The sequence below is a fragment of the Bradyrhizobium vignae genome, from assembly GCF_004114425.1.
Lineage (GTDB): Bacteria > Pseudomonadota > Alphaproteobacteria > Rhizobiales > Xanthobacteraceae > Bradyrhizobium > Bradyrhizobium vignae.
In genome coordinates this window covers 47455-58915 of sequence record NZ_RDQF01000049.1, presented here as the reverse complement: position 1 = coordinate 58915, position 11461 = coordinate 47455, and the positions used below count along the sequence as shown (strand labels likewise).

General features: G+C 61.8%; 15 protein-coding genes. 4 read left to right on the top strand and 11 right to left on the bottom strand.

Annotation, left to right across the window (positions count from 1 at the left end; genetic code table 11):
• Positions 1–772 precede the first annotated feature (772 nt).
• Together EAV90_RS30145 and EAV90_RS30140 are read right to left on the bottom strand one after the other, a co-directional pair.
• A complete protein-coding gene (locus tag EAV90_RS30145; protein WP_129145534.1) occupies positions 773–1552 on the bottom strand; it encodes an alpha/beta fold hydrolase in 780 nt (259 codons plus the stop codon).
• A 136-nt stretch (positions 1553–1688) separates the two neighbouring features.
• On the bottom strand, positions 1689–1946 hold the full coding sequence (locus tag EAV90_RS30140; RefSeq protein WP_129145533.1) for a hypothetical protein: 258 nt from the start codon (positions 1944–1946) through the stop codon (positions 1689–1691).
• A 259-nt stretch (positions 1947–2205) separates the two neighbouring features.
• Here EAV90_RS30140 and EAV90_RS40910 point away from each other — a divergent pair, with 259 nt between their 5' ends.
• Both EAV90_RS40910 and EAV90_RS40905 read left to right on the top strand, forming a co-directional pair.
• Complete coding sequence (locus EAV90_RS40910; RefSeq protein ID WP_244607702.1) at positions 2206–2502, top strand: hypothetical protein; 297 nt, start codon at positions 2206–2208, stop codon at positions 2500–2502.
• Between the two features lie 30 nt (positions 2503–2532).
• The gene (locus EAV90_RS40905; protein ID WP_245509655.1) at positions 2533–3054 is read left to right on the top strand and encodes a protein NO VEIN domain-containing protein; all 522 of its coding nucleotides are present in this window, start codon (positions 2533–2535) and stop codon (positions 3052–3054) included.
• A 71-nt stretch (positions 3055–3125) separates the two neighbouring features.
• Here EAV90_RS40905 and EAV90_RS30130 read toward each other — a convergent pair whose 3' ends face one another.
• From EAV90_RS30130 to EAV90_RS30100, 9 genes are all read right to left on the bottom strand, one after another.
• Positions 3126–3383, bottom strand: a complete 258-nt coding sequence (locus EAV90_RS30130; protein WP_122404498.1) for a hypothetical protein — start codon at positions 3381–3383, stop codon at positions 3126–3128.
• Positions 3384–3471: 88 nt separating this feature from the next.
• Entirely contained in the window at positions 3472–3747 is a 276-nt protein-coding gene (locus tag EAV90_RS30125) for a hypothetical protein (RefSeq protein WP_244607704.1), read from the bottom strand.
• A gap of 175 nt (positions 3748–3922) precedes the next feature.
• A complete protein-coding gene (locus tag EAV90_RS40900; RefSeq protein WP_245163123.1) occupies positions 3923–4126 on the bottom strand; it encodes a hypothetical protein in 204 nt (67 codons plus the stop codon).
• A 513-nt stretch (positions 4127–4639) separates the two neighbouring features.
• Positions 4640–4786, bottom strand: a complete 147-nt coding sequence (locus EAV90_RS39770; RefSeq protein WP_164937168.1) for a hypothetical protein — start codon at positions 4784–4786, stop codon at positions 4640–4642.
• Between the two features lie 72 nt (positions 4787–4858).
• On the bottom strand, positions 4859–5419 hold the full coding sequence (locus EAV90_RS41975) for a hypothetical protein (protein ID WP_488226163.1): 561 nt from the start codon (positions 5417–5419) through the stop codon (positions 4859–4861).
• 78 nt (positions 5420–5497) lie between these two features.
• On the bottom strand, positions 5498–6220 hold the full coding sequence (locus tag EAV90_RS41540) for an HlyD family secretion protein (RefSeq protein ID WP_312016199.1): 723 nt from the start codon (positions 6218–6220) through the stop codon (positions 5498–5500).
• Between the two features lie 9 nt (positions 6221–6229).
• Positions 6230–6433, bottom strand: a complete 204-nt coding sequence (locus EAV90_RS30110; RefSeq protein ID WP_129145532.1) for a DUF1656 domain-containing protein — start codon at positions 6431–6433, stop codon at positions 6230–6232.
• Between the two features lie 98 nt (positions 6434–6531).
• Entirely contained in the window at positions 6532–6741 is a 210-nt protein-coding gene (locus tag EAV90_RS30105) for a hypothetical protein (RefSeq protein WP_129145531.1), read from the bottom strand.
• Positions 6742–6874: 133 nt separating this feature from the next.
• Positions 6875–9724: an ATP-binding protein gene (locus EAV90_RS30100; protein WP_129145530.1), complete on the bottom strand. Its 2850-nt coding sequence runs from the start codon at positions 9722–9724 to the stop codon at positions 6875–6877.
• Between the two features lie 197 nt (positions 9725–9921).
• On the opposite strand from EAV90_RS30100, the gene EAV90_RS30095 reads away from it, so the two are divergent.
• Positions 9922–10341, top strand: coding sequence for an organic hydroperoxide resistance protein (locus tag EAV90_RS30095; RefSeq protein WP_129145529.1), 420 nt, complete (start codon positions 9922–9924; stop codon positions 10339–10341).
• Between the two features lie 31 nt (positions 10342–10372).
• A complete protein-coding gene (locus tag EAV90_RS30090; RefSeq protein WP_129145528.1) occupies positions 10373–11401 on the top strand; it encodes an alpha/beta fold hydrolase in 1029 nt (342 codons plus the stop codon).
• The last annotated feature ends 60 nt before the right edge of the window (positions 11402–11461 follow it).

Below are 11461 nucleotides of genomic sequence, written 5' to 3'. Positions count from 1 at the left end.
CGATCATTCCACAACCAACCATCCGTTGCTTTCGCCGCAGAAAGCGAGCGCTTGGGCGGCACCTGCGCGAGCCTCCTCGAAAACGTCCGTATCAATCGATGCTCGCGCTACCTTAACGCCTATGCGGAAAACCCTGCGCCGATCGAGCCCTGCTCTAGCAAGAAAAGCACCCGATTGCGCGGCGGATACGCTGACGTATCTTTGCACCAGTCTCGCCGCCATGCTGCAGGCAAGCGTCTCCACCAGCAGCCTGCCGGTACAGCTTTCCGCCCGCAGCTCCGATGCGACTGCCCTCGCCATCTCTCGCCCAGCAGCGGATCCTCGAGAGCACTTTCAAATCTCAGGGCACCGGACGGCAAGCCATCGACGTCGACTCCGAGCTTGTCCGGAGAGAACGCGCTCGGAGGAAGATAGATATGCACGATCTCCGGTTGGTCGCCTGCGCGATCGACCGAACCTTCTCGCCACCCCGCAGGGCACAACCAAACCGTATCGCGGCGGCTGACGGTCCGGTTTGCGATCCCGGAAGCGACGCGTGATCGGCGATGCATGGTCCCCGGCGATATCGACGGCAATTTCGATGTCGGATTGGGAACCCCGCCAAGGAACGATGCTCTCGTAATGCGCGCGCAACTCGGCCGACAGGCCTGACCAGCCTCGGTTCGTCGATGACTGCACCAGCTTGGTCCGGCCATGGCGCCGCCAGAACTCGCAGTAAGGCCGCGGCTCGCAGTGGTCCTTCGTGGCGGGTCGCTCCTGTCTGATTTCCACGTTACGCCCCCACCTGCGCCGCCTCCAGGATCAACCCCGCGATTTCGTCGGCGTGCGAGATCAGCGCGAGATGGCTGCCTTTCACCTCGATGGTATTTGCGCCCATGCGCTTGGCCATGAAGCGCTGGAGGTCCGGATTGATGGTGCGGTCTTCGGTCGAGACCGCATAGAAGCTCGGCTTCGAGCGCCAGGCCGCATTGGCGGTCTTGCCCGTGAGCAGCGCCTTGTGGAACGGCTCCTGCACCGCATAGAGCACTCTTGCTTTCGCAGGCGGCAGGTCGCCGGCGAAATCGTGCAGGAAGGCTTCTTCCGACAGGCGGCCCTCGTCACCATCGAAAACGATTCCCGCGCTCGCCGGCGGCGTCGGAAAAGTCTTGGCCAGCCCGGTGTAATCCTCGCCCGCATCGGGCGCGCGCGCCGCCACATAGACCAGCGCCGAGATGTTCGGATGCACGCCGGCTTCGGTGACGATCATGCCGGAGAAGGAATGGCCGACCAGCACCGTCGGACCGTCCTGCCTTGCCAGTACGCGCTCGGCAGAGGTTACCGCCTCGGACAGCGTAGTCAGCGGGTTCTGCACGGCGGTGACGTTGAGGCCTGCGGCCTGCAGGCGCGGAATCACCTCCAGCCAGCACGAGCCGTCGGCGAACAAGCCGTGCACCAGCACGACATTGCGGGCTTTAAGTGGAGTTGTGCCTGCGGCGAAGCCGCGTTTGGCCATCAGCGAGGCCGCGCTCCCTGCGACAAGCGCGGCGGCGAATGTGCGTCTGGTCATCGTCATTGCATTCTCCTTTTCATGACAAGGCCAATCTTCGTGGCTCGACATAAAATTCGAAAATGCAGGGGCGTTGTTACGCGGAGTCACGGAGTTGTGTCGGCGGTTCGCCAAACTCCCCGAAACGTGTTGGCGGCACCGCTCATTCAGAGGTCTTGTCACGCTCCCGCACGATCACCTTTGCCCGCTCGTCATAGCCGGCGCGGCTGGAGTAGAACGCCAGCGCCATCAACCCCACGCTGAAAAGCAGCGAGAACAGGATGCCGGCCGCCATCGCGGCATATCCGATCGGCGGCACGTCGGTGCCATCGGAGGCATTCCAACCCAGCGTCGCCATCACGACGGAGACGATCAGCAACGCGACCATGCCCGCCAGCAGCACGTAGGACCACCTGCTCATGCCCCCTGGCGCTGGCACGCAGGTTTTGCCAATACAATTTCTCGAGAAAATGCCGCATGGCGCGATCTCCACTTCGCCATGATGAACCGCGAGGTCGCAACGATCTTTTCCATTCGCCCGAGAATTCAGGATTTGAACGGGGCAAACCGGAAGTCCTGACCAGCCTTCGCTTCAAACCCTTCCAGTGTCCGATTACGTCTTTGCGGACGGATCGGCTGCTGCCTGCTAGGATTCCATGTGCGAACAGGGACAGCGACCTGTGGACGCCGATGGTACAGCGCCGGGAACCAAGGGGACCGACTGGACGGCCGAGCAGGTCGCCGTCGTGGTCGCCAACTATTTCCTGATGCTCGAGCGCGAGCGCGTCGGCAACAAGATCAACAAGGCCGAACTTTACCGGCGGCTGGGGCGGGAGGTAGGACGGTCCGAGAAGTCGATAGAGTGGAAGCTCCGCAACGTGTCGACTGTCCTGGAGGAGCTCGGGATCGCCTGGATCCCGGGCCTATTGCCGGCCCACAACTATCAGGACTCCCTGGTGCAGTCCGTCGAGGTCTAGTTGGGCTTACATCCGATTCTGACGGACCCGGTGTCGGTGAAGCCGCGCTTCACGTCGGCGGAAGGGCCGGCCCTGGTGCCTCCGCCCGCGCTTTTGAACTCGGACCCGCAGGACCGCCAGCCCGTGCTCCGGCGGCTGCTCGGCAAGTACGATCCGGCAGCCAGGGACGATTTCAACCGCTCGCTGGGGCGCGCCGGCGAGGAGATGGTATTCAAGTTCGAGTACGACCGGCTCTGCCAGGCTGGCCGTCGTGACCTGGCCAAGGAGATGGATTGGCCCGCGGATCGCGGCGAAGACGATAAGGGCTACGACATTCGGTCCTTCGAACCGGACGGTGAGGAGAGCCTTCTCGAGACCAAGACCACCAACGGGCATGCGCGGACGCGGTTCTGGCTGTCCCGCCAGTACGAAGTTGCCGCCCAGAATCCGTCGACCTACCGCATCCGGAGGGTCTTCCACTTCGAAAACGGCGCCGAGATGTTCGACATCAAGCCGCCGCTCGACGCCGGCCTGTTGCTCATTCCGGACAAGTACGTGGCCGTGCCCAGGTGACAGGTCTGGTGGCGGCGGCCATAAAGCCGTGATCCCAAGAAGTCGACGGCCCAAGCCGAAAGGGAGTTGAGCTAGGGGCTCCGATCTTCGCAGCGACGGGCACCCAAACCGATCGGACCGGGCGGCTCATCCGCGACGATGTCGGCCCGCTGGTCGACGATGCTGCCATCGCTGTGAATCGGCACCGAAGCATGACCCGTCCAATGTGATGTGAAGCAGAGGCTTATCCTGCCGATCGGCGTCGGGACCCCTCGCCGATTCACACCAATGACGATGATATCGACAGTGAAGAGAACGTTGATGTAAGCGCCGGCCTGCACCGCAGCCATACCCCAAAGCTGATGTGCATCCCCGCCGCAACGGGAACGTGCGCCATCGAGTTGAGCCTGGGACTTCTGAGCGTGCAAAGAGGAGAGTTCAGCTACGTAGCTGAACACGTGAACGTTTTATAATGGACGATACGACCCGATCATAGGTTTCGAGCGCCGCCTCCGTCGCCAACTGGACCATTTCGCGGTAGGCAGCCTCGTTCACTTGAGTGAAACTGTCGCGGATTGCTTCGGCCAACTCTGCTTCGGTGACCGATGTTCGATTTACCTCTGTTTGTCTCGTAAGGTGGCTATACAGATTGAGACGGTACACTTCTGTCGAAAGTTGCCACGCCCAATCTTCGAGATGTAGTTGTTCAATCATCAGCGCTATGCGGAACCGGAGGGATGGAAAGGAATGACACCCGCGGGCGAGGAGCAGATAGCGGATGCAGATCGACTAGAAAACCAACCCTCGGTTGGCCCAATACGCTGCTCTGGTTGTGTCGGCTTAAGTGCGAGCTCGTAGCGCGCACGGTCGATCCGGAATAGCACATCGGTCAAAGAGTAAACGTGTCCTTGGTTGTCCCAAGCTGCGCCAGGTAATCCTGCAGCGGCTTCGGTAGCCGGTTAAACCAATCGGCCTCTTCACGCGGCTGCGGCAGCACGTGACCGTATTCCAGCATATCCGTCGGCTCCAGATTGCAGAGGTAAACCCAGATCTCCTCCTCCTTTGCATTGGTGATCCGCGCAACCTCCTTCATTATGCGCAACATCATCGCCTTCCGCTGAGCTTGGGTTCGGCCAGCTCGGATATCGCCTCGGATCCAGATCTGTCCTGCGGCGCGCGAACCGCCAAGGAAACGATCAGCAGGTTTCTTTTCCTCGATGACGACCTGTACAAAGTAACTTGGCGCGCCGGTCTCCTCTGTGAATCCGTGTCACGGCCTCGGCGATCGCGGCTTTTTGGCTGTCGTTCACGAAGCCTTCCGCGAGTGAGCACACATATGTTGGCATTTTGGCCTCCTTGCTGGCTTGCTTCATCATCCCAATGCGGGTCGCCACGACGGACTTGGTTGATACGAACCCGCGTCAAATAAAAGAGCCGAACCGACCGGGATCAGAACGCGTCCTGGGCGATCCCCTGGGCAAGCGATCAGTTTCCTTCGCCACTTCGGCCATATCGATGACGATGCCTAAGATGCGTTCATAACTTCCGCTTGTGCGCTCATGCAGAGCATTTCCACGAGTTCTCGTGACGAGAAGAGACTCCTGCGTTATGCAGCAAACGTCGTACGCGGAATCATCCATGTCGAAACCGTTCGCCAGACGCCATCGCCGAAATGTAGCTGATAGGCAATGAAGTCGCTATCCTCACCGTGCACCAGCTCGTAGCGATGGGACTTGGCAAGTTGCGTGGTCATCGGGTTCTCCTTTGTCGAACATGCTGACTAATCATTTGGTTGCGAAGCCTCGTTCGATCAATGCAATGACGATCATAATTTCATCAAGTTTACGAGAGGGCCGGCGCACAGAGATCGGCCTGCCGGGTCAGCTGATCCAGAAAGACGTGGAGAAACGTCAATACCCGGAGCGAGGCCAGGTTCGACCGTTTCCGGAGACGGTACAGGAGCCACCTTCGAGTACGGAATTGCGTCCACTTCACCGGACGCACTGGACCCAGATCGAAGGCAATCTGTCCGCGCAATGCGAGCTTCGCCCGACAACTCTGTTAGCGGACTAAGGATAATAGCCCGCGCTCGCCCGAACAAATCCGCGCGATCCTCGGGGGTCGAATCCAAAACCGTAACGGTGGCCGTCATACCGGAGATGAGCGGTACACCTTCGGGGACCTGGTCGATGGCAACGCGGACCGGTACTCGCTGTGCTAGGCGTACCCACGTGTAGATCGGGTCTACGTTCGGCAATCCCTGCGGTCCGCTTGCCGCATTCGAAACGCTGATACCTCGAGTGATGGTCTTCACATGACCCAGAATCGGCTGCGCGTATCCCATAAGGTGAGCTTCTAGCCGCTCCCCGATGCAGACACGTGCCATCTTCGTCTCTTCGAAATAGCCGTCTATCCAAAAGCTGTTCGCATCGATCACCGAGATATTGCTTGCGCCGGCGACTGCCTAGTCTCCGGCCCGCAGCAGGAGGTTGGTGACATAGCCGTCGACGGGACTCAGCACTTTAGTACGTCGGAGGTTCAGTTCTGCCTGGGCCAACTGGTGCTGAGCGGCGTCGTACGCCGCCTTTGCCTCCGCTGCACTCCCCGCATAGATCTGCTGCTGCTCAGGCGTCGTGGCCAAGCTCGACAGATTTTGCCGTCTGGCTGCTTCTGCCTGTTTGACTTCTAGGTCCGCAGCTCTTTGTTCAACCAATGACCGGGTCGTGCGCACGGCTATGTCGAAATCGAAAGGATCGATGACGTAAAGAACGTCACCTCGGTGGACGAACTGGTTATCTGCCACCTGGACTGAGACGATTTTCCCAGAGATCTGCGGCGCCACGTTTGCGACTTGGACGCGGACGCTTCCGTTTCGGGTCCAAGGAGCGGTCACGTAGTAGTGCCATGCGACTAAAGAGATAAAGATTGCGATCAACACCAATATGAACGTGGCTACTCGCCTACATGCTGAGACGAAGATCCGTCTGACCTCGTCGTGCAGCATGGGCTCGGCATCCACCACTCGCCAAGTTTCATTCTCGCTCTCAGCGCACAGATTGATGCCATCCCGCGTCGCAGCTGGCGACATGTCAGGATCCGGACCTGTTTCCGTGGGACCGTTGAAAGAGCCGGCTCGGCGATCCTCGTCGCGAGGGCTGTCGGGTTTTTTAGGAGCAGCAGCTTCCATGGAGATTTCCTAGAAGAACAGCACAAGCAATCCGAACATCGTGATGTATAGACAGAACTCGGCGAGTGGCGGATTGCTGAATAGCCGTTCAAATCCCAGCCCGGATAATAGCGGCCGCAATAGCAGCAAAAGCAGCAGCGCCATTACTCCGAACGCGACGATAGGCGAGATCAACAAGCAGCCTACTATGAAATCGCGGTGTACGTGAGTCATAGCCGAGCAGAATCTTGATCATCTGGATGCAGCCGTAGGCACGACGCACCCGCGGCTCCTCGCCGGGCGAAGCCGGCTCCCGCCAAGCCCTGTAGCAACTATTTCGCGGTCAGCGCGTCGATCCGGCGAATTCCGATCGTCTCGCGAATGATCTTCAGCCAGTCCTGGTATGAGCTTTGGGTGTTCTCCTGAACGTCCGCGAAACCGCTCTCCGGGTCTGACTCGTACATGAGATGCGCAAAGGCGCGCTCGATATCAGCCTTATTGCCGAGCTGCGATCGCGTGCAGACCACGACTAGCGCCTGCATCAATTTTGTTGATCGCTTGAGGCTGCCCGAGCCACGCCGAGCATCGAGGCGCTGCCGCTTTCGGCCATGCCAGGCTGAGCGGTGATCGTCCCCGCGCACATCGTGGCGGCTGGGCCAACGACGAGGCGCTTCACTACTCCCGCGCCAGCCTGCCCAGCAGGTCAGCGGCGCTCCTGATATCCGCCGTGTCCGATCCTTCGGCAAAGCCCTCCAGCGCTGATTCGAGCAATAGCCTTGCGTTCCTGCTACGACGCCGTTCAGCGAGAAGCTGCGCAAGATCAATCGCCGACCGCAGTTCCCACCCTTTCGCGCCCTTGTTGCGACTCAGCTTCAGTGATTGCAGTAGACAAGCTTCCGCGTCATCGATCCGCGGCTCCGGCATATGCAATTGGACGTTGCCCTTCATTCGCAGCAGCTCGGGCATGTAGATGTGATCACCGCTTTGCTCGACCAGGCGAATAGCATCATCGACTAGGATTGCGCTCTGCTCTATTTGTCCAAGCTTCAACAAGCCCTGAGCCAACGCGATGTTGAAGGTCGTGGTCAGCAGCTCGTAGCCAGCCTCGTGGAGTTCGCGGAGGGAAGCCTTGATCGTCTCGACCCCGCCTGCGGCATCGCCGCGCCGGATCGCGAGCTCGCCTTTGACGCCCCGGCCGACGGCGAGATAAGGTCCCATCGAGCGCGATTGGGCATGTGCAATGAAGCGGTCGATGTTTTCTTCCGCGCCCTCGAGATCACCGCTCCACAGATCGATCGATACCGCCCAGATCAGCGCAATACAGAGCGTGATTGGGTGGTCCATTTGCGCGGCTTCCGCAACAGTTTGTCGCGCCAGTGTCAGCGCGTCCGCTGGACTGCCCTGCAGCCAAAGCTCGCGCGCAAGCGTGATGCCCGCGCGGTTGCGATGATCGAAGCCATATACCGTGCTGACCCGTTCCGTTCCCGGACCGTTCCAGGCGAGCTCGACCACCTTCAGCGCATCGCGGTGCTCGCCGGCCAGATGCAGCGAGACGCCGAGGAGCGAATGGGCGAGCGCGATCGAGGCAGCATCGCCCAGCGACTTGGCGACCGAGACGCTCTGCTGCGCGTAGTTGAGCGCAGCATCGAACTCGCCCATCCGTTCATGGAAGATATGCATACGCCCGAGCAGCTGGAGCTGGTTGATCTCATCGTCTCGAGCCCTCGCGATGGCAAGGCTGCGGCTCAAGGCGCTGCGCGCCGCTTCGCTGCCGCCCCGCGTGAACATCAGGGTCAGGCCGAGGGCGGCCTGCAGGTGCATCTCCTCGCCGCTGTCGCGTGAGGCCCGATCGATCGCAACCAGCGCCCGTTCCGACCAGCGCCGGCATTCAATCAGCAGGGACATCGCGAGGAAGATCGGCGCCGCCGCAGCGGCGAGCGCGACGCCAATGCTGGCATCTCCGCCCGCGCCGAAGCACCACTCCAGCGCCGCGCGCACGTTGTGAAGCGCGGAGAAATGGACGGCGCGTTCGTCGGCGTTTGGCACGATTGCCCATGTCGTGCCGGCCCGTTCCAGCCAGCGCTGATAGTAAAGTGCGTGACGCGCGGCGAGTGCCGCGTCATAGGGTTCGAGCTCGAGCAGATACGCGCGCGTGGTGTCGAGCAGCCGATAACGCATCATGGCGCCGATCGGCCGTGGTGCGACCATCGATTTGGCGACGAGGCTGTCGACGGCATCGAACAGCCTGCCGCGACCAACATGCTCGTCTGGCACCACTTCGAGCGCTGCGTCGACGGTGAAATGCCCGGCGAAGACGGCGAGCCGGCGCAGCACGAGCCGTTCAACATCCGACAGCAGTCCGTAGCTCCAGTCGAGCGTGGCCTGCAACGTCTTCTGCCTGGGCGGCGCCGTGCGCTGTCCGTGCCAGAGCAGATTCAGGCGGTCGTCGAGCAGGGCGGCCGTCTGCGCCAGGCCGTAGGCCTCGACCCTGCCGGCGGCGAGCTCGATTGCCAATGCCATGCCGTCGAGCTTGCGGCAGATCTGCGCGACGATCGCGGCATTGGCATCGTCGAGCACGATCCGCGCGCCGCCGGCTGAAGCGCGTTCGAGGAAGAGCTGGAGCGCGGGATAGCTCTGCGCTGCAGCAGCCGTCAATCTAGAGTCCTCGGGCGGAACGGCGAGCGGCGCCAATCGATAGACCTGCTCGCCCTCGACGCGCAGGGCTTCGCGACTGGTGGCGAGGATATGGACGTGCGGCGCGGCATGGAAGATCTCCACAGCCAGCGACGCCGCCGCTCCGATCACATGCTCGCAATTGTCAAGGATCAGCAGCATCCGCTTGTCGCGCAGATGCGCCAGTAGCGCGGGCAGTGGATCGTCGCTCTGGGCCGGCAGCCCCAGCATCAGCAGGATCGACGTGATCACGAGATCGGGATCGCTGAGCGCGGCGAGATCGACGAAATGTGCGGCATCGGAGAAGGTTTCGAGCAGGTCGTGCGCGATCGCGATCGCAACTGCGGTCTTGCCGACGCCCCCAGCACCGATGATCGTGACGAAGCGCGAGGTGAGAAGCTTGTCGGAGATGGCGGCAACCACCTCGTCGCGTCCGATCATGCGCTGCAGCCGGTTCGGCAGCTTGACGGGCGGCAGCTCCATCGCTGGCGCGGGGCGCCGCAGGGCCAGAATGTCTCCGCGCGAGATCGGGGCCACGAAGCAATAGCCGCGGCCGGACAGCGTGGTGATGTAGCGGGCACCATCCTTGCCGTCGCCGAGCGCCTTGCGCAGTGCTGCGACATGAAAGCGCAGGTTGGCTTCATCGACGTTCATGCCGGGCCAAACCTGCGCGATCAGATCCCATTTACTGACGACCTCGTTCGGTCGCGACATCAGCGCGATCAGCGCGTCGAAAGCCTTCGCGCCCAGCGGCACCGTAACACCGTCTCGCGTCACTAGCCTTTCATGCGGCGTCACGGTGAACGGCCCAAACGATAATGTGGGGGTGGCAGCGCCGGCTGGCTCGGTCATGGCAAGATCTTAGGTTTCTCCGACAGGATCCGATAACCAGCTGATTGTGGTCCGGCAAGGCCATCCCGGTCGCGACCGCCGGGTCGCATGGGGCCGTTGTGAGACTTGCAAAGCTGGACCTCACAAATTCTCACAAGTCCAAACGGGTGCCTTGTGCGCGCCGCTGCTAGTCGGCTCGCGACGGCAAGGAGACCACAATGACGCAAACGGCTAAACTACTCTACACGGCCAGGACCCACACCTGCGGTGGGCGACACGACGGCACATCGCGCAGTTCCGACGGTCGCCTCGACATCATGCTGTCGCCGCGGGGCGGCGCAGGCATCGGCACCAATCCGGAGCAATTATTCGCGGCTGGCTGGTCGGCGTGTTTCGAAGGCGCGATGGAAATCGCGGCGAGCAAGCGGAAGATCGAGCTTCCGAGGAAGAGCGCGATCGATGCGGAGATCGATCTCGTGCTCGACGAAGGTGCTTACTTGCTTCGGGCGCGCCTCAACGTCAGCCTGCCGGGTCTCGATCCCGAGATCGCGCACACCATCATCGATGAAGCACACCAGACCTGCCCCTATTCCAAGGCCGTCCGCGGCAATATCGACGTCACGGTCGCGCTGATCTGACGCACCACTAACAATCTCAGGGACCCTGCACATGAAGCAGATCATCGACCAGCACCGCCGCAAGTTCTTCGGCATCGCCGCGGGAAGCCTCGCCATCGGCCTCGGCGCCGTCGGCCTCGCTCGCGCCCAATCGGGGGCATCGCGATCGTCCGCATCGAATGCGTCCTTCGGACCGATCAAGCAGATCGACGCCGGCGTTCTCAACGTCGGTTATGCCGAGGCGGGCCCCGCGAACGGTCCCGTGGCCATCCTGCTGCACGGCTGGCCCTATGACATTCACGCCTTCGTCGATGTCGCGCCGATCTTGGCCAAGGTCGGGTACCGCGTCATCATACCGTATCTGCGCGGCTATGGCTCCACGCATTTTCTCTCCAGCGAGACGCTGCGCAACGGCGAGCCGGCCGCGATGGCGCTCGATATCATCGCGTTGATGGACAAGCTCGACATCAAGCAGGCGGTGGTCGCCGGCTTCGACTGGGGCGCGCGCACCGCCGACATCATCGCTGCGCTGTGGCCGGAGCGTTGCCGCGCGCTGGTCTCGGTGAGCGGCTATCTGATCTCGAGCCAGGCCGCCGGCAGCGCGCCGCTGCCGCCGCAGGACGAGCTGCAATGGTGGTACCAGTTTTATTTCGCCACCGAGCGCGGCCGCGCCGGATACGAGAAATATACGCATGACTTCGCCAGGCTGATCTGGAACCTCGCCTCGCCGCAATGGAACTTCGACGATACCACCTTCGCCCGCAGCGCGGCGGCGCTCGATAACAAGGATCATGTCGCGATTACGATCCACAACTACCGCTGGCGGCTCGGTCTTGCCCAGGGCGAGGCGAAATACGAGCATCTCGAAAAGAAGCTGGCGGCGACGCCGGTCATCGACGTGCCGACGATCACGATGGAAGGCGATGCGAACGGCGCGCCGCATCCCGAGCCGGGCGCCTATGCCAAGAAGTTCTCGGGCCGCTACGAGTTTCGTCTCATCACCGGCGGCGTCGGGCACAATCTGCCGCAGGAAGCGCCGCAAGCCTTTGCCAAGGCTGTGATCGAGGCTGACGGCGCCTGAGCATCGCTTGACTTCCTCGGTTCAGCCCCGCTGGCCGAGGATCGTTTTCTGCTCCCAGCC